Here is a 17,212-nt window from a genome sequence, read left to right on the forward strand (position 1 = left end):
TTTTTTGGCCGCCTCACGGTCGTTCTGCCTTGATCCTCCCTGTCCTCAGTCCCGAATGGAAAACTGGCCTCTCCCTGGCCTGGAGCGGCTATATCGCTGTGCTCTCGGTCTGGATCGTGATGCAGAAGCGGGCGCCGGTGTCGACGATGAGCTGGATCCTGTCGCTGGCGCTGCTGCCGCTGGCCGGCTTCGTCATCTACTATTTTCTCGGCCCCCAGCGGCTGAAGAAGCAGCGGCTCAAGCGGCTGCGCAGTCGTGCCAATGCGCAGGCGCCGGCCGATGTGGCGATGTTGCGGGAGGCGGGAGAGCGGGCGCCCGCGGCGCTGCGCCACCTGGCAGCGCTCGGCGTCGCGGCCTGCGGGCTGCCCGTTTCGAGCGCGACGAAGGCCGAGCTGCTTTCGGGCGGTGCGCGCACCTTCGACGCGATCTTCGAGGCCGTTCGCGCCGCACGCGATCACGTGCATCTCGAGTACTACATCTTCGAGCCGGACAAGATCGGCACCGCCTTGCGCGACCTGCTGATCGAGCGCGCGGGGCAGGGCGTCACGGTGCGCCTGCTGCTCGACGCGCTCGGCTCCAAGCGGATCGGTCGCAAGTTCATGGCGCCGATGCGCGCGGCCGGCATCCACGTCGGGCTCTTTCACGACACGCGCATCGGCCGGCGCCTGCGGCCGGTGACCAACTACCGCACCCACCGCAAGATCGTCGTCTGCGACGGCCGCGTCGGCTTCACCGGCGGCGTCAACGTCACCGACGAGGAAGACGCGCGGACCTGCGCGGACGCCTACCACGACGTCCACCTGCGCATCGAGGGCAGTGCGGTGCGATGGCTGCAGACCACCTTTCTCGAGGACTGGACCTATGCGACCGGCGAGGCGCCGGGGCAGATGAACACCAGCATCGAGCAGTTGATGCCGCGCTTGCCGGCCGAGGAAAGCGCGGGTGACATCCCGGTGCAGATCGTCACCAGCGGGCCGGACAGCTCGCTCGAAGCCATCCACCGCATGCACGTGGCGGCCATCCATTCGGCATCCGAGCGCGCGTGGCTCACGACGCCGTACTTCGTGCCGGGCGAGCCGGCGCTGATGGCGCTCACCAGCGCCGCGCTGCGCGGCGTCGACGTGCGGGTGCTGGTCCCGCGACGCAGCGATTCGCTGATCGTGAGCGCCGCGGCCCGCTCCTATTACGATGAACTCATCGGTGTCGGTGCCAAGGTCTACGAATACAAGGCGCGCATGCTGCATTCCAAGACGCTGGTGGTCGACGACAACTGCGCGATGATCGGCACGGCCAATTTCGACAACCGCAGCTTCCGGCTCAACTTCGAGGTCTCGGCCGTGATCTACGGCCCGGCCCTCGCCAGGCCGCTGGCCGCGCAGTTCGAGACCGACCTCCACAGCGCGGCGCCGGTGCGCAGCCACCGGCCGCAGCGCTTCGTGCGCCAGCTCGGCGATGCGATGGCCCGATTGTTTTCTCCTCTGCTCTGACATGCCCGCTCAAACCTTCCTCTGGCACGACTACGAAACCTTCGGCGCCGTGCCGCGCCGGGACCGGCCCGCCCAGTTCGCCGCCATCCGCACCGACGCGCAGCTCAACGAGATCGGCGAACCGCTGATGGTCTATTGCCGGCCCGCGCCCGACTACCTGCCGAGCCCGGAGGCCTGCCTGATCACCGGCATCACACCGCAGCTGTGCCTCGAACGCGGGATTGCCGAGCATGCGTTCGCAGCGCAGATCGAACAGGCCTTCTCTCAGCCCGGCACCATCGGCGTCGGCTACAACACGATCCGCTTCGACGACGAGGTCACGCGCTTCCTGTTCTGGCGCAACCTCATCGACCCCTATGCGCGCGAATGGCAGAACGAATGCGGGCGCTGGGATCTGCTCGACGTCGTGCGGCTCACCTACGCGCTGCGCCCCGACGGCATCGAATGGCCGAAGAAGGCCGACGGCAGCCAGAGCTTCAAGCTCGAAGACCTGGCGCGCGCCAACGGGCTCCTGCACGAATCGGCCCACGATGCGTTGTCGGACGTTCGCGCCACCATCGCGCTGGCGCGGCTGATCCGCGACCGGCAGCCGAAGCTGTTCGACTTTGCCTTCTCGCTGCATCGCAAGGATCGCGTCGCCACGGAACTCGGCCTGCCGGCGACACGGGAAACGGCGCGGCCCTTTCTTCACGTCTCCGGCATGTTTCCCGCCGAACGCGGCTGCCTCGGGGTGATGTGGCCGCTCGCGAGCCATCCCACCAACAAGAACGAGCTGCTGGCCTGGGACCTCGCGCACGATCCCAACGAGCTGCGCGACCTCGACGTGGCGACGCTGCGCCTGCGCCTGTTCACGCGCAATGCCGACCTGCCCGAAGGCGTCGTGCGGCTGCCCGTCAAGGGCGTGCACCTCAACAAGTCGCCGATGGTGGTGGGCAATCTCAAGACCCTCGCGCCCGCGATGGCCGAGCGCTGGGGCATCGACCTGGAGGCCGCCATGCGCCACGCCGCCGCCGCCGCGAACCTGCCCGACATGAGCGCGATCTGGCCGCAGGTGTACGAGCGGCCGCGCGAGGCGGCGCCGGATGTCGACGAGGACCTCTATGGCGGCTTCATCGGCAATGCCGACCGGCGGCGGCTCGTGCAGCTGCGCGGTCTCTCGCCCGCGCAACTCGCGCAGGCGCGCACCGGCTTCGACGATGCCCGCCTCGAGGAGCTGCTGTTCCGCTACCGCGCGCGCAACTTCGCCGAGACGCTGAATGCCGACGAGGCCGAGCGCTGGGACGCCCATCGCGCCGCGCGGCTGCTCGAAGGCGAGGGCGGCGCGCGCAATGTCGATGCGTTGTTCGCCGAGATCGATGTACTGGCCGAGACCGCAGACGAACGCGGCGAGGAAATCCTCGGCGCGCTGTACGAATATGCCGAGGCGATCGCGCCCGCGGTCTGATCATTCCTCCAGGAGGTCCCGATGACGAAGCATGCAACAGGCACTTTCGAAGTCCAGATGAAAGCGCAATCGCAGGACGAGCAGGCGGGCGGCGCAACGCTCGCCAGGATGTCGCTCGACAAGCAGTTCAGCGGCGACCTCGATGGCACCGGCAAGGGCGAGATGCTCAGCGCGCGCACGCCCACGCAAGGTTCCGCCGGCTATGTCGCGATCGAACGCGTGACCGCCACACTCCACGGCCGCGCGGGCAGCTTCGCGCTTCAGCACAGCGGCACAATGACGCGCGGTGAGCCGCAGCTGTCCATCACCGTGGTGCCGGATTCGGGCAGCGGCCAGCTCGCCGGCCTGAGCGGCGCGCTGGCCATCCGGATCGCCGACGGCAAGCATTTCTACGATTTCGCGTACACCTTGCCCGAAGGGACGTGAGCCGATCTTTTCAACCGAGGCCGACAGGAGGTGTCCATGATTCTGGTGACTGGCAGCATCCTTGCCCGGGCCGACAGCGTCGATGAAGCCCTGGCCCTGAGCCTCGAGCACGTGCGCCGCTCGCGCACCGAGCCGGGCTGCATCTCGCACGCCGTGCACCGCGACGCGGAAGACCCGTTGCGGCTGGTCTTCGTCGAGCAATGGGCCGACCACGCGGCGCTGTTGGCGCACTTCGCCGTACCGTCCTCGCGTGCCTTCGCCAGGGCCGCCGGCGCGCTCGCGGCCGAGCCGCCGACGCTGCAGATCTACGACGCCCAGGCGGTGGCGTTGTGACGCCATGACCATTCGCCGCCTCGCCCCTGCGGATGCACCGGCCTACCGGGCCCTGATGCTCGAGGCCTACGAGCGGCATCCCGATGCGTTCACGTCCAGCGCCAGTGAACGCGCGGTGCTGCCGCTGTCATGGTGGGAAGCGCGGCTCGATCCTTCGCCCGGCGCAGCGCAGATCGTCCTCGGCGCGTTCCATGCCGCCCGGCTCGCGGGCGCTGCAGGCCTGTCCTTCGAATCGCGCGAGAAGTCGCGCCACAAGGCGAACCTGTTCGGCATGTACGTGGCGCCGGCAGCCCGGCAGAGCGGCCTCGGGCGACGGCTGGTGCAGGCCGTGCTCGACCATGCCGCCGCGCGCGAAGGCGTCCGGCTGGTCCAGCTCACCGTGACGGAGGGCAACGCTGCGGCACAGGCGCTCTACGAGCAATGCGGCTTCAGCATCTTCGGCGTCGAGCCCTGTGCCATGGCGCTCGACGGCGTTTTCCTGGCGAAAGTCCACATGTGGCGCGCGCTGACCGCCGGGGCGTGAAATATGTGACGCACCGCACACCCGGGCCGCGGCGCTGACAGCAATGTCATCTGACCGACAGGTTGTTGTCCTCGCGCGCGCTCTAGAGTGACCAGCATGCCCGGATTGCATCGTCCTGAATTCTTGTCGCGCCTGCTGTGCCTTGCACTGGCCGCGTCGCTCACGGCCTGCGCGGTGGGGCCGGACTATCAACGCCCCGCGCCACCCGAAGGCGCAGCCGCCCCGAGCTACAACGAAGGCGGCAACTGGAAGGCGGCCACCCCCTCCAGCGTGGACCCGACCCAGCCTTGGTGGACGGCTTTCGGCGATCCGCGGCTCGATGCCCTGGTCGCCGAAGCCAATGCCGCCAATCAGGACATTCGCATCGCCGAAGCCCAGTACCGCGAAGCCCAGGCGCTGGTGCAGAACGCGCAGGCGGCCTGGTACCCGACGGTCGGCGTGAATGTCGCGGGCAGCCGCGCGCGCAGCCGCAGCGCGCCCGGTCCCACCACGCTCGGCAACGGCCATGCGTGGTCGCTGAACGCCGCCTGGGAGCCCGATCTCTGGGGCCGTGTGCGGCGCGCGGTCGAGGGCGCGAGCGACACGGCCCAGGCCAGCGAAGCGGACCTCGCTGCGGCACATCTCACGGTGCAAGCCGCGGTGGTCAACGATTACATCCAGCTGCGCGTCGCCGATGCCCAGCAGAAGCTCTACGAACGCACGCTGGAGGCTTACCGCAAGTCGCTGCAGATCACGCAAAGCCAGTATCGCGCCGGCATCGTGACCCGCGGTGACGTGGCCCTGGCCAACACCACACTGCAGGACGCGCAGGCGCAGGCCATCGACACCGACCTCACGCGGCGGCAGCTCGAGCATGCGATCGCGGTGCTGCTCGGCAAGACGCCCTCGCAGTTCTCGCTGCCGCCGGATGCGCTGGCGCTGCGGCTGCCGCAGGTGCCGGTTGGCGTGCCGTCGGAGCTGCTGGAACGCCGGCCGGACATCGCCGGCGCCGAGCGCCGCGCCGCCTCGGCCAATGCCGGCATCGGCTTCGCGCAATCGGCCTCCTATCCGACGCTCGCGCTGACCGCCAGCGGCGGCTTCAGCGGTGCCGGGCTCGTCAGCTGGGCCGCCGCGCCCGACAAGGTCTGGGCCCTGGGTGCCGCCGTCGCCGGCACGCTGTTCGACGGCGGCCAGCGCAGCGCCCAGGTGGCGCAGGCGCGCGCCGCCTTCGACGCCTCGGCCGCCCAGTACCGCAAGACCGTGCTGGCCGGCTTCCAGGAAGTCGAGGACAACCTGGCGGCGCTCGACCTCCTGGCACGGGAGCGCGAAGCCCAGGATCAGGCCGTGAGCTCGGCGCGCGATGCCGAACGCGTGTCGCTCAGCCAGTACCGCGCCGGCACGACCACGTACCTGAGCGTGGTCACCGCCCAGGCGCTCGCATTGACCAATGAACGCTCGTCCCTCGAGCTGCAGGGGCGGCAGTTTGCCGCCAGCGTCGCCCTGGTCAAGGCGGTGGGCGGCGGCTGGAACGCCGACCAGCTGCAGACGCGCGACGCCGCCAGCCCGCAGGCAACCGACAAGACGGCTTCGGCCGGGAAGTGAAGAGCATGGAGTCCCCCGCATCGTCCCCCCGCCAGCGCTCGCGCCGGCTTTCCACCGTCGTCATGTTGATCGCGGTGATCCTGATCGCGTTCGGCGCCTGGCGCTGGTTTTCGAAGCCGGCCCCGCGGCCCTCCGCCGGTCCGCCGCCGGTGCCGGTCAGTACCGCGCTCGTGAAGAGCGAGACCGTGCCGATCGCCGCCACCGGCGTGGGCTCGGTGATGACCGTGGCATCCGTCACCGTGCGCCCACGCATCGACGGTCAGCTCGACAGCGTCGACTTCCGCGAAGGGCAGGACGTGAAGGCCGGCCAGGTATTGGCGCGCATCGACCCGCGCACCTACCAGGCCCAGCTCGAACAGGTGGTCGCGCAGAAGGCCAAGGACGAAGCGACGCTCGCCAACGCGCGCGCCGACCTCAAGCGCTACAGCGACCTCATCAAGGAAGACGCCACCAGCCAGCAGACGCTCGACACCCAGCGCGCGCTGGTCAACCAGCTGCAGGCGGCCCTCAAGAGCGATGACGCGCAGATCCACTTCGCCAAGGTACAGCTCGACTTCACCACCATCTCGGCACCGATCGGCGGCCGCATCGGCGCGCGCCTGGTCGATCCCGGCAACATCGTGCATGCGGCCGATGCCAACGGGCTGCTGGTGATCAACCAGATCGACCCGATCGCGGTCCAGTTCACCTTGCCGGAAGACAGCTTCCAGGCCGTCAACAATGCGCTGCGCAGCAGCAAGGAGCCGCTGCAGGTGCAGGCGATCGACCGCTCCACCCGCGAGGTGCTGGCCAGCGGCAAGCTGGTGCTGCTGAACAACCAGATCGACACCACCACCGGCACCATCGCCTTGAAGGGGCAGTTCCCCAACGCCGAGCACAAGCTGTGGCCCGGGCAGTCGGTCGATGCCCGCATCGTGCTCGGCGAGCGCGTCAATGCGCTGACCGTGCCATCGGCGGTCGTGCAGCGCAGCGAGGAGGGCTATTTCGCCTACGTGGTGGGTGCGGATGACAAGGTCCGCGTGCAGCCGATCAAGGTGACCGACACCACCGACGGCAAGTCCACGATCGCCAGTGGCCTGGCCGCGGGCGAGCGCGTCGTGGTCGACGGTCAGTACCGCCTCACGCCCGGCGCGCGCGTCACCGAGACGCGCCCTGCGGCCGCGCAGGCCGTCGCATCGGGAGCGAAGCCTTGAGCATTTCCGCCGCCTTCATCAAGCGCCCGATCGGCACCTCGCTGCTGGCGCTGGCGGTGCTGCTGGTCGGCCTGGTCGCGTGGCCGCTGCTGCCCGTCGCACCGCTGCCGCAGGTCGACTTCCCGACCATCCAGGTAACCGGCCGATTGCCGGGCGCCAGTCCGGAGACCATGGCGGCCAACGTGGCGCAGCCGCTGGAGCGGCAGTTCTCGCTGATCCCGGGGCTGACCCAGATGACCTCGACCAGCTCGCTGGGCCTGTCGCAGATCACGCTCCAGTTCGAACTCGACCGCAACATCGACGGCGCCGCGCTCGACGTGCAGACGGCCATCAACGCGGCCACCGGCCAGTTGCCGAAAAACCTGCCGAGCCCGCCGAGCTTTCGCAAGATCAACCCGGCCGACTCGGCGGTGCTGATCCTTGGCGTGCAGTCCAAGGTGCTGCCGCTGATCCAGGTCAACGACTACGCCGACAACGTGCTGGCGCAGCAGATCTCGCGCATCGACGGCGTCGGGCTGGTCAACATCTTCGGCTCGCAGAAGCCCGCGGTGCGCATCCAGGCCGACCCGGCCAAGCTCAAGGCGCTGGGCCTGAGCCTGGAAGACGTTCGCGGCGTGATCGCCAACACCACCGTGAGCGCACCCACCGGCACGGTCGACGGCGACACCCAGGCCTTCAACGTCTACACCAACGACCAGCTGCTCAAGGCCGCGCCGTGGAACGACATGGTGCTGGCCTGGCGCAACGGCGCACCAGTGCGCGTGCGCGACATCGGCATCGCGCTCGACGGGCCCGAGAACGCCAAGATCGCGGCCTGGGGCTTCGCCGGCGCCGCCGCGCCCGCCGACAATAACATCACCGATGGCCGCTCCATCATGCTGGCGATCACCAAGATGCCGGGCGCCAACGTGATCGAGACGGTGGACCGCATCAACGCCGCGCTGCCCAAGCTCGAGGCCTCGATTCCGCCGAGCGTGACGGTCAACCAGCTGATCGACCGCACGCAGACCATCCGCGCCTCGGTCAAGGACGTCGAGTTCACGCTCCTGCTGTCGATCGCGCTGGTGGTCGGGGTGATCTTCGTCTTCCTGCGCAACGCCACGGTCACCGCCATTCCGAGCGTGACCGTTCCGCTCGCACTGCTGGGCACCGCGGCCGTGATGTATGTCGTGGGCTACAGCCTGGACAACCTCTCGCTGATGGCGCTGACCATCGCGGTCGGCTTCGTGGTGGACGATGCGATCGTGATGCTCGAGAACATCTACCGCCACGTCGAAGCAGGGATGAAACCGCTGGACGCGGCGCTGCAGGGCGCGTCCGAGATCGGCTTCACCATCATCTCGATCTCGGTGTCGCTGATCGCGGTGTTCATTCCGCTCCTGCTCATGGGCGGCATCGTCGGGCGGCTGTTCCGCGAGTTCGCCGTGACCGTGACGCTGACCATCGTGGTGTCGGTGCTGATCTCGCTGACGCTGACGCCGATGCTGTGCGCGAAATTCCTCAAGCTGCATGCGGGCGGCAAGGACGGCGAGCAGCACGGCAAGCTGTTCCAGCTGTTCGAGCGCGGCTTCGATGCCATGCTGAGCGGCTACAAGCGCGGGCTCACGGTCGTGCTGCGCCATCCCTTCATCACGCTCATGACCTTCCTGGCGACGGTGACGGCCACGGTGGTGCTCTTCGTCATCATTCCCAAGGGCTTCTTCCCGCAGCAGGACACCGGCTTCATCTTCGGTTCGGCCGCCGCCGCGCAGGATTCGTCCTCGGAGGTGATGCACGGCCGCATGCTGAAGCTGGCCGACATCATCCGCAAGGACCCGGACGTCAGCACCTTCGGCATGCAGGCCGGCGCCAGCACCTTCAATTCCGGCAACTTCTTCATCGGCCTCAAGCCGCTCGACGCAGGCCGCAAGTCGACGGCCGACGAGGTGATCACGCGGCTGCGCCCGCAGCTGACCAAGGTGGCTGGCATCACCCTGTACATGCAGGCCGGGCAGGACATCAACGTCGGCGGACGGCTGTCGCGCACCCAGTACCAGTACACGGTCACCGACTCCGACCTCGATGAACTCAACGACTGGGCGCCTCGGCTCGAGCAGCGCTTCCGCACGCTGAACGAGCTCACCGACGTCACGTCCGACCAGCAGAACGCCGCGCCCACCGCCAAGGTGACGATCGACCGCGAGCGCGCCTCCAGTTACGGCATCACGCCGGCGCTGATCGACGCGACGATCTACGATGCGATCGGCCAGCGCCAGGTGGCGCAGTACTTCACGCAGCTCAACAGCTACAACGTGGTGCTCGAGATCACGCCCGCGCTGCAGAAGGATCCCAAGCTGTTCGACAAGCTCTATCTCACTTCGCCGATCAACGGCCAGCAGATCCCGCTGTCGACCTTCGTCAAGATCGACACCAGCAAGATGGGCTACCTGGCGATCAACCACCAGGGCCAGTTCCCGGGCATCACGATCTCGTTCAACCTCAAGCCCGGCTTCTCGCTCGGCCAGGCGGTGAACGCGATCACCGCGGCGCAGAACGAGATGGGCGTTCCGCCCACGCTGAGCGGCACCTTCCAGGGCACGGCGCAGGCCTTCGGCGATTCGCTGCGCACGCAGCCCTACCTGATCGCCGCCGCGCTGGTCTCGGTCTACATCGTGCTGGGCCTGCTCTACGAGAGCTACATCCATCCGCTCACCATCCTGTCCACGCTGCCGTCGGCCGGCGTGGGTGCGCTGCTGATCCTGATGGCGGGCGGGTACGATCTGACCGTGATCGCGCTGATCGGGATCATCCTATTGATCGGGATCGTCAAGAAGAACGGGATCATGATGGTCGACTTCGCGCTCCATGCCGAGCGCGACAAGGGCATGTCGCCGCGTGACGCCATCTTCGAAGCCTGCCTGCTGCGTTTCCGACCGATCATGATGACCACCATGTGTGCACTGCTGAGCGGCCTGCCGCTGATGCTCGGCCACGGCGCCGGCTCCGAGCTGCGGCGACCGCTGGGCTATGCGATGGTGGGCGGGCTGATCCTGTCGCAGATGCTGACCCTCTTCACCACGCCGGTGATCTACCTCTACCTCGACCGCGCGCACCACTGGTACGTGCGGCGCAAGGCGGCGCGGCAGCAGCAGCAACACAGGCCGCCGGAAGCGGCGGTGGGAGTGCCCGCCGAATGAAGGTGCTGATCGTCGAAGACGAACGCAAGACGGCCGACTACCTCTACCAGGGCCTGACGGAGCAGGGCTGCGCGGTCGATCTCGCCTTCGACGGCATCGACGGCCAGCACATGGCGTTGCACTTCGACTTCGACGTCATCGTGCTCGACGTGATGCTGCCGGGCCTCGACGGTTTCTCGGTGCTCAAGTCGCTGCGCAGCGTCAAGAACACGCCGGTCATCATGCTGACCGCGCGCGACGGCGTGGAAGACCGCGTGCGCGGCCTGCAGGACGGCGCCGACGACTACCTCGTCAAGCCCTTTTCCTTCCTCGAGCTGCTGGCGCGGCTGCAGGCGCTGACGCGGCGTGGCCGCAGCCACGAGTCGACGCTGCTGCGCGTCGGCGGCCTGCGCATCGACCTGCTCGGGCGCAAGGCGATACGCGAAGGCCAGCGCATCGATCTGACGGCCAAGGAGTTCGCGCTGCTGGCGGTGCTGGCGCGCCGCCAGGGGGAGATCCTCTCCAAGACGGTGATCGCCGAGCTGGTGTGGGACATGAACTTTGACAGCAACACCAACGTGGTCGAAGTGGCCATCAAGCGCCTGCGCGCCAAGATCGACGCACCATTCAGTCAGAACCTGCTGCACACCATCCGCGGCATGGGCTATGTGCTGGAGGACCGCAGCGCCGAAGACAAGCCATGAAGAACTCGATCGCGATCCGGCTGGCTCTGATGTTCGCGGCCGCGGCGCTGATGGGCTTCGCGCTGGTCGGCGGCGCGCTGCACCATGTGCTGTCGCGCGAACTGGCGCGCCATCAGCAGGAGCAGATCGACGCGCGCCTGGAGGACATGTCGTACATGCTGCAGCATGGGCGTGCCACGAACCTCGGCGAGCGCATCCAGGAAAAGCTCGAGACCCTGAGCGCCGCGGACACGCGCACCCGCTCCTGGATGTGGAGCGCGGACCCTGCGTACCGCTATGGCGACGACATGCCGCAGGTTGCGGACACCGGCAAGCAGGGCAGCATGGAAGTCCCGGTCGGCGCGCCGCCGCATCGCGTGCGCATGCGCGTGCGTGCCGAGACGATGCCTGCCACCGAGTTGCGTCCGGAGGTGCGCTTCATGGCCGGCGTCGACCTCGAGCCCTTCAGCAACACCGTGCGCACCTTCGAGACGGCGCTCGCGCTGCTGACGCTCGCCGGCACCGCGCTGGCGGCCGGCCTGGGCTACTGGATCGCGCGCATCGGGCTGCAGCCGGTCCAGCGCCTGTCGGCCGACGCCCAGCGCGTCGGTCCCGACAACCGCGCGCAGCGCCTGCAGCTGCCAGCCCTGCCGCACGAGCTGGCCGATCTCGGCGGCTCCTTCAATGCGGCGCTCGACCGGCTCGACGCGGCCTATCGGCAACTCGAAACCTTCAACGACGACGTCGCGCATGAGTTGCGCACGCCGCTGGCCAACCTGATCGGCCAGACCCAGGTGGCGCTCGCGCGCCAGCGCAACGCGGCCGAGCTGCAGGAAGTCCTGCAGTCGAACCTGGAGGAGCTGGAGCGCTTGCGCGCCATCGTCGCCGACATGCTGTTCCTGGCCCGCGCGGAACAGGGCGTGCGGGCCCACGGGCTGGTGGCTTCGTCGATCGCGCAGGAAGTCGGCAAGACCGTCGAGTTCCTGGACCTGCTGCTCGACGAGGCCGGCATGACGGTGCAGGTCGAGGGCGACGCGGTGGCGCCGATCGAGACCTCGCTGTTCCGCCGCGCGCTGACCAACCTGCTGCAGAACGCGATCCAGCATTCGCGGCCCGGCGCCAGCGTGCTGGTGCGCATCGGCGCGCACGACCGCGCGGCCGAGGTGAGCTTTTCCAACCCCAGCGCGCCGATCAGCCATGAGCAGTTGCCGCGCCTGTTCGACCGCTTCTACCGCGTCGACACCTCGCGCCGCAACAGCGGCGAGAACCACGGCCTCGGCCTGTCGATCGTCAAGGCCGTGGCGGTGATGCACCACGGCAACGTGTTCGCGCGCTCGAAGGACGGCATGACGACCGTCGGCTTCAGCGTGGCCATGGACGCCTGACAGGTCTTCCGGGCTCGCGAGCGGCGCTTGCGCGGCACGCCGCGTATGCTTGCCTGCATGGACCCACGTTCCGCGCTCGCCGACTTCGCGGCACGCCACCGCCGGCTCTTCGTGCTGACGGGTGCCGGCTGCAGCACCGACTCCGGCATCCCCGACTACCGCGATCGCAACGGCGACTGGAAGCGCCCTTCGCCGGTCACCTACCAGGCCTTCATGGGCGAAGCGGCCACGCGCCGCCGCTACTGGGCGCGCAGCCTGCTCGGCTGGCCGACCATGGGCCGTGCGCGGCCCGGCGAAGCGCATCGCGCGCTGGCACGGCTGGAGGCGGCGGGGCGCATCGGCCGGCTGCTGACGCAGAACGTCGATGGCCTGCACCGCGCTGCCGGCAGCCGGGACGTGATCGATCTGCATGGCCGCATCGACACCGTGCGCTGCATGGGCTGCGAGACCCGCAGCCCGCGCGCGGCGCTCCAGGCCGAGCTGCTGCGCCGCAACCCCGACTGGGCCGCGCTGCAGGCGCGTGCCGCGCCCGATGGCGATGCCGATCTCGACGGCCGCGACTTCTCGTGCTTCGACGTGCCGGCCTGTCCGCGCTGCGGCGGCGTGCTCAAGCCCGACGTCGTGTTCTTCGGCGAAAGCGTGCCGAGGGACCGCGTCGCGGCGGCCCACGCGGGCCTGGCCGCGGCCGACGCGGTGCTGGTGGCCGGCTCGTCGCTGATGGTGTATTCGGGCTTCCGTTTCGTCCAGGCCGCGGTGGCGACGGGCAAGCCGGTCGCCGCGGTGAACCTGGGCCGCACGCGGGCCGACGCGTTGCTGACGCTCAAGATCGAACGTCCGGTCGGCGAGGCGCTGACCGAGCTGTCGGCGCAGCTCGAAGCTGCGCCGGTCGAAGCCGGGGTCAGCGTTCGTCAGCCTTGAGAACGGTCTCGCCTTCGAGCGCGCCCATGTCGCGGATGTTGTTCAGGCCTGCTCGAACACCACGTACCCTGCCATCTTCATGAGCGCGTCGCGCTTGTCCGGCGGCGACAAGAGCCACGACAGCCTGATCCAGCTGCGCAGCAGCAGCGGCAGCGGCCGGTTCAGACGCCGTGCCTCGATCGGGATGTAGCGGGTCTGCTGCGGCTTCCGGCCGCGCGCCGCGAAGAAACGGTCGTAGTCCTCGGGCCGGAAGCGCCATGGCGCGTTCTGCATGCCGCGCCGGATCGCGGGCCGATCGCGAAAGCGCATCACCTGCGGCGAAAAGTAATCGACGATCCAGTGGCGGAAGACGGGCCGCGCGCAGGTCGTCGGCCAGCGTCGCGGCTTCCTCCACCGACAGATAGGGCACCACGCCCTCGGTCAGCACCAGCACGCGGCGTGCGCGCGATGCGGTCCGGCGGAATCAGCGGGTCGGACAAGGCGCGACTCCTCGGCAAGTGACAAAGGACGCGGCATCTGCCCCGCCGGTGCGATGGCCGGCGGGGCAGGGCCGCGCATTTTTGCACGCGCCGACGGCCAAGCTGCGACACTCCACGCGATGCGAGTGAACTTTCCATGGGCCAGGGCCGGTGGGTGCGCCTCCCGACGCGCCGATGCGCCGTGGGGCGCGGTGGCCAAGTGCTTTCACTGGCTCGTCGCGGCGCTGATCTTCGTGCAGTTCGCACTGGGCTGGCTGGCGGCGAGCTGGCGGCTCTCGCCCACCAAACTCGATCTCTTCATCTGGCACAAGTCGACGGGCATGCTGATCCTGGCCTTGGTCGTGCTGCGCCTGCTGTGGCGGCTGGTCACGCCGACACCCGCACTGCCCGCCGACACCCCGGCCTGGGAGCGCGCCGCGGCGCGCGCGAGCCACGTGCTGCTGTACCTGCTGATGATCGCCATGCCGTTGAGCGGCTGGGTCATCAACGCCGCGGCCGGCGTGCCCTTTCGCATCTTCCGGCTCATCCCGTTGCCCGCGATCGCGGCGCCGGACAAGCAGACCGCGGACCTCGCGGCCGTCGTGCACTTCTCGCTGTTCGTCGCGCTGGCCGGGTTGCTCGTGCTGCACATCGGCGCTGCGCTGCGCCATCACTTCGTCAAGCATGACGACGTGCTGCGCCGGATGCTGCCGGCAAGAGGTGTTTCGAGATGAAGAAGTTCGCCGCGCTGGCGCTCGTGCCGGCCCTTGTCTTCGTGAATGCAGCGTGCGCCGCCGACTGGAAGATGGATCCGTCCGGCAGCAAGCTCGAGTTCACCGCCAGCTTCGAGAAGACGCCGGCGCCGGGCGTCTTCAAGGACTTCGACGTGCGCCTGGGCTTCGATCCGGACAAGCCTGCCGGCGGCCATCTGGACGTCACGATCCGGGTGGCGAGCGCGGACATGGCGAGCGCCGACATCAACAAGGCGATCGCCGGCGCCGAGTGGTTCGACTTCGCGCGCCATCAGCAGGCCGAGTTTCATGCGACCGACATCCGGCGTGCGCAGACGGGCGGGCCCACCGATCGCTATGTCGCGCGCGGCACGCTGGCACTGAAGGGCGTGCAGCAGACGGTCGAGGTGCCGTTCAGCTTCCATGCCGCAGCCGATGGCGCGACGATGGACGGTGAGTTCAGCGTGAAGCGCGGGCCCTTCGGCATCGGCACCGGCGAGTGGACGGCGACCGATGTGATCGGTGCCGACGTGGCCGTCAAATTCCACGTGCGGCTGAAAAGATGAAGCTCACCCTCGGCCTCGCCCACTTCGTGTGGCTCTGCACCCCCTTGCAGGGGGCAACACCGGTGGACCGGCAGAGCCGGATCCGCAGTGTTGCCCGCATGGGTTTGCGGCGCGTGCAGCTTGCAGTGGCTTTCGCTGCGCTCATTGCCGGGTGCGCGCAGCCGGCGCGCGAGACAGCGCCTGTCGCGGCGCCCGCGGCGCAGCAGGTGCCGAAGGATTTTCCCGCCGATACCTACGCGCGGGCCGCGGCGCAGGGCCAACCCGTCTACCGCGTCGACCCTGCGGCCTCGCTGGTGTCGATCACGGTGCGGCGCAGCGGTTCGCTCGCGCGACTCGGGCACGACCACATCGTTGCCAGTCATGACGCGCAGGGCTATGTGGCGCAAGAAGCAGGGCGTGCGGACCTGTACGTTCCGTTGGACACGCTCGCGGTCGACGAGCCCGCGCTGCGCGCCGAGGCCGGCCTGGACACGCAGCCCACCGAGACCGACATCGCCGGCACGCGCGCCAACATGCTCGACAAAGTGCTCCAGACGCAGCAGTTCCCGTTCGCTCAGATCCATGTGAGCGGACTCGCACGGGCGTCGACGGGCGTGCGGCTGAACGTCGCGATCACGCTGCATGGCGTGACCCGCAGCTTCGAGATTCCGGCGCAGATGACGACCGGCCGCGACGCGCTGAGCGTGGCCGGTGCGCTCGAATTCAACCAGTCCGATTTCGGCATCCAGCCTTTCTCGATCCTCGGCGGCGCGATCCAGGTACAGGACCGCCTGAGCCTGCGCTTCAGCATTCGCGCACGCAGCGTCGACAGCCAGGCCTTGGTGGTGCCCGGGAAGCTGTCGTGAGCGCACGCGCGGGCATGGCGGCGCTGATCCTGGCGTGCGCGCTCTGTGCCCATGTGGCCGCGCTGGCGCAGCAGCTCAACATCGAGACCTCCGGCCGCGACGGTGCGATCACCGTGACGGCCTCCGCCGACATGCAGGTCGACACGCGCACCGCGTGGGGCGTCATTTCCGACTACGACCATCTGGCCGAATTCGTCCCCGACATGCACAGCTCGCGCGTGGTCCAGCGCGACGGCGACAAGCTGGTCGTCGAGCAGACGGGCGAATTCGGCTTCCTCTTCTTCCAGCAACCCGTCGAGGTCCGGCTGGCGGTGATCGAGTCGCCGCGAGAGCGCATCGTCGCGCGCGCGGTCGGCGGCAACCTGCGGGAGATGGAGGGCCGCTACACGCTGCAGGACCTGCCGAGCGGCGAAGTGCGGCTGTCCTATTCAGGCCGCCTGGTCCCCGACTTCGCCGTGCCGCCGGTGATCGGCAAGATGGTGGTGCGCCGCGAGCTGGGCAGGCAGTTCGCGGCGGTGGTGAAGGAGATCATGCGCCGGGATGCGCTGGAGAGGGGGGCGGCGCAGAAGCGTTAGGGAAACGCTGATCAATAGTTCGCGGCGGGCACGGCCCGTGCCTGTACATCGAGATGAATCAACGCAGTTTTGCCAGTGTCGAGTACGCGATGAAGAAGAAGCGCACGCGGCGCGGAAGTTCTTGGCCGACATGGAGCGCTCGTGCCGTGGGCGCGCTTGATCGGCGTGATCGAGCAGCTATACCCCACGAGCGGTCGCGTCGGCCGTTGGCCGATCGGCGTGCCAAAGATGCTGCGAATGTATTGTTTGCAGCAGTGGTACGGCGTGGCCGACGAGGCCCTGGAGGACGCTCTATACGACAGCCAGGCGCTGCGCGACTTCGTGGGCATCGACCATCATCGCCGCGCCGAGTTCGACCAAGAATGAGGGCAACGCGCGCGACCCCGAGATGCATCAGACCAAGAAGGGCAACGCCTGGCACTTTGGCATGAAGGCGCACATCGGGGTGGATGCCCAGTCGGGCCTGGTGCATTCGGTGGTCGCGACGGCGGCCAACGTCAACGACGTGACGCAAGCCGGCGCGCTACTGCACGGCGAGGAGACCGTGGCCTTCGGAGATGCGGGTTATCGGGGTGTCGACAAACGCGCAGAGGCGCAGGGCCCGAAGTGGCATGTCGCGATGCAGCCGGGCAAGCGCCGGCAACTGGACCCGGCGCGCAAGTGGGCGCGGCTGCTCGAGAAGGCCGAACAGTTGAAGGCGAGCATCCGGACCAAGGTCGAGCACCCGTTCCACGTGATCAAGAACCTGTTCCGTCACCGCAAGACCCGCTACAAGGGACTGGCCAAGAACGAGGCGCAACTATTCAGCCTATTCGGTCTGGCCAATCTCATCACCGCCAAGAGGTCGCTGTTGGCCGCCCATACCCGAGGTGCGACTTGGTCGCGCAAAGTGACCTCGACAGAGGCGCC

Annotated in this window: 16 protein-coding genes and 1 pseudogene; 16 read left to right on the forward strand and 1 reads right to left on the reverse strand. The window is 68.5% G+C overall.

Translation table 11 applies throughout. The features are described 5' to 3' along the window. Nucleotides 1-29: 29 nt before the first annotated feature. From cls to E5P2_RS12590, 11 genes are all read left to right on the forward strand, one after another. Nucleotides 30-1,487 (forward strand): cardiolipin synthase, encoded by a 1,458-nt coding sequence (cls, locus tag E5P2_RS12540; RefSeq protein WP_162567490.1) that lies wholly within the window; start codon nt 30-32, stop codon nt 1,485-1,487. Between the two features lies 1 nt (nt 1,488). Beyond that, nucleotides 1,489-2,931: an exodeoxyribonuclease I gene (sbcB, locus tag E5P2_RS12545; protein WP_162567491.1), complete on the forward strand. Its 1,443-nt coding sequence runs from the start codon at nt 1,489-1,491 to the stop codon at nt 2,929-2,931. Nucleotides 2,932-2,952: 21 nt separating this feature from the next. Then, the gene (locus E5P2_RS12550) at nt 2,953-3,357 is read left to right on the forward strand and encodes a DUF3224 domain-containing protein (protein WP_162567492.1); all 405 of its coding nucleotides are present in this window, start codon (nt 2,953-2,955) and stop codon (nt 3,355-3,357) included. Between the two features lie 36 nt (nt 3,358-3,393). Beyond that, nucleotides 3,394-3,690 (forward strand): putative quinol monooxygenase, encoded by a 297-nt coding sequence (locus E5P2_RS12555; RefSeq protein ID WP_162567493.1) that lies wholly within the window; start codon nt 3,394-3,396, stop codon nt 3,688-3,690. A gap of 4 nt (nt 3,691-3,694) precedes the next feature. Continuing rightward, nucleotides 3,695-4,213 carry a GNAT family N-acetyltransferase gene (locus E5P2_RS12560; protein WP_162567494.1) on the forward strand — a complete coding sequence of 173 codons (519 nt, stop codon included), beginning with the start codon at nt 3,695-3,697 and terminating at the stop codon, nt 4,211-4,213. A gap of 96 nt (nt 4,214-4,309) precedes the next feature. After that, nucleotides 4,310-5,794, forward strand: coding sequence for an efflux transporter outer membrane subunit (locus E5P2_RS12565; RefSeq protein ID WP_162567495.1), 1,485 nt, complete (start codon nt 4,310-4,312; stop codon nt 5,792-5,794). 5 nt (nt 5,795-5,799) lie between these two features. Beyond that, a complete protein-coding gene (locus E5P2_RS12570) occupies nt 5,800-6,987 on the forward strand; it encodes an efflux RND transporter periplasmic adaptor subunit (RefSeq protein WP_162567496.1) in 1,188 nt (395 codons plus the stop codon). Continuing rightward, on the forward strand, nt 6,984-10,163 hold the full coding sequence (locus E5P2_RS12575; protein WP_162567497.1) for an efflux RND transporter permease subunit: 3,180 nt from the start codon (nt 6,984-6,986) through the stop codon (nt 10,161-10,163). The genes E5P2_RS12570 and E5P2_RS12575 overlap by 4 nt, the downstream gene beginning before the upstream one ends. Further along, nucleotides 10,160-10,846, forward strand: a complete 687-nt coding sequence (locus E5P2_RS12580; protein ID WP_162567498.1) for a heavy metal response regulator transcription factor — start codon at nt 10,160-10,162, stop codon at nt 10,844-10,846. Before E5P2_RS12575 ends, E5P2_RS12580 begins: the two co-directional genes overlap by 4 nt. Next, complete coding sequence (locus tag E5P2_RS12585) at nt 10,843-12,210, forward strand: heavy metal sensor histidine kinase (protein WP_162567499.1); 1,368 nt, start codon at nt 10,843-10,845, stop codon at nt 12,208-12,210. Before E5P2_RS12580 ends, E5P2_RS12585 begins: the two co-directional genes overlap by 4 nt. A 57-nt stretch (nt 12,211-12,267) precedes the next feature. Continuing rightward, nucleotides 12,268-13,128, forward strand: a complete 861-nt coding sequence (locus E5P2_RS12590; protein WP_232080675.1) for an NAD-dependent protein deacetylase — start codon at nt 12,268-12,270, stop codon at nt 13,126-13,128. Nucleotides 13,129-13,170: 42 nt separating this feature from the next. Here E5P2_RS12590 and E5P2_RS12595 read toward each other — a convergent pair whose 3' ends face one another. Next, the gene (locus E5P2_RS12595; RefSeq protein ID WP_162567501.1) at nt 13,171-13,437 is read right to left on the reverse strand and encodes a hypothetical protein; all 267 of its coding nucleotides are present in this window, start codon (nt 13,435-13,437) and stop codon (nt 13,171-13,173) included. Nucleotides 13,438-13,732: 295 nt separating this feature from the next. On the opposite strand from E5P2_RS12595, the gene E5P2_RS12600 reads away from it, so the two are divergent. From E5P2_RS12600 to E5P2_RS12620, 5 genes and pseudogenes are all read left to right on the forward strand, one after another. Beyond that, on the forward strand, nt 13,733-14,320 hold the full coding sequence (locus E5P2_RS12600) for a cytochrome b (protein WP_232080676.1): 588 nt from the start codon (nt 13,733-13,735) through the stop codon (nt 14,318-14,320). Continuing rightward, nucleotides 14,317-14,883, forward strand: a complete 567-nt coding sequence (locus E5P2_RS12605) for a YceI family protein (RefSeq protein ID WP_162567503.1) — start codon at nt 14,317-14,319, stop codon at nt 14,881-14,883. Before E5P2_RS12600 ends, E5P2_RS12605 begins: the two co-directional genes overlap by 4 nt. Next, the gene (locus E5P2_RS12610) at nt 14,880-15,728 is read left to right on the forward strand and encodes a YceI family protein (RefSeq protein WP_232080677.1); all 849 of its coding nucleotides are present in this window, start codon (nt 14,880-14,882) and stop codon (nt 15,726-15,728) included. The genes E5P2_RS12605 and E5P2_RS12610 overlap by 4 nt, the downstream gene beginning before the upstream one ends. Then, complete coding sequence (locus E5P2_RS12615; protein WP_232080678.1) at nt 15,725-16,303, forward strand: SRPBCC family protein; 579 nt, start codon at nt 15,725-15,727, stop codon at nt 16,301-16,303. The genes E5P2_RS12610 and E5P2_RS12615 overlap by 4 nt, the downstream gene beginning before the upstream one ends. A 53-nt stretch (nt 16,304-16,356) precedes the next feature. Then, nucleotides 16,357-17,165 (forward strand): annotated as a pseudogene (locus E5P2_RS12620) (IS5 family transposase); the annotation flags it as partial. Between the last annotated feature and the right edge of the window lie 47 nt (nt 17,166-17,212).

Origin of the sequence: Variovorax sp. SRS16, from assembly GCF_901827165.1 — a bacterium.
GTDB lineage: Bacteria > Pseudomonadota > Gammaproteobacteria > Burkholderiales > Burkholderiaceae_C > Variovorax.

Excerpts from the sequence above, each read along its gene's own strand:
- E5P2_RS12560 (WP_162567494.1), top strand. The coding sequence starts at position 3,695 with ATGACCATTCGCCGCCTCGCCCCTGCGGATGCACCGGCCTACCGGGCC.
- E5P2_RS12595 (WP_162567501.1), bottom strand. The coding sequence starts at position 13,437 with ATGCGCTTTCGCGATCGGCCCGCGATCCGGCGCGGCATGCAGAACGCG.
- E5P2_RS12550 (WP_162567492.1), top strand. The coding sequence starts at position 2,953 with ATGACGAAGCATGCAACAGGCACTTTCGAAGTCCAGATGAAAGCGCAA.
- E5P2_RS12570 (WP_162567496.1), top strand. The coding sequence starts at position 5,800 with ATGGAGTCCCCCGCATCGTCCCCCCGCCAGCGCTCGCGCCGGCTTTCC.
- E5P2_RS12555 (WP_162567493.1), top strand. The coding sequence starts at position 3,394 with ATGATTCTGGTGACTGGCAGCATCCTTGCCCGGGCCGACAGCGTCGAT.
- E5P2_RS12605 (WP_162567503.1), top strand. The coding sequence starts at position 14,317 with ATGAAGAAGTTCGCCGCGCTGGCGCTCGTGCCGGCCCTTGTCTTCGTG.
- E5P2_RS12580 (WP_162567498.1), top strand. The coding sequence starts at position 10,160 with ATGAAGGTGCTGATCGTCGAAGACGAACGCAAGACGGCCGACTACCTC.
- E5P2_RS12610 (WP_232080677.1), top strand. The coding sequence starts at position 14,880 with ATGAAGCTCACCCTCGGCCTCGCCCACTTCGTGTGGCTCTGCACCCCC.
- E5P2_RS12585 (WP_162567499.1), top strand. The coding sequence starts at position 10,843 with ATGAAGAACTCGATCGCGATCCGGCTGGCTCTGATGTTCGCGGCCGCG.
- E5P2_RS12590 (WP_232080675.1), top strand. The coding sequence starts at position 12,268 with ATGGACCCACGTTCCGCGCTCGCCGACTTCGCGGCACGCCACCGCCGG.
- E5P2_RS12565 (WP_162567495.1), top strand. The coding sequence starts at position 4,310 with ATGCCCGGATTGCATCGTCCTGAATTCTTGTCGCGCCTGCTGTGCCTT.
- sbcB (WP_162567491.1), top strand. The coding sequence starts at position 1,489 with ATGCCCGCTCAAACCTTCCTCTGGCACGACTACGAAACCTTCGGCGCC.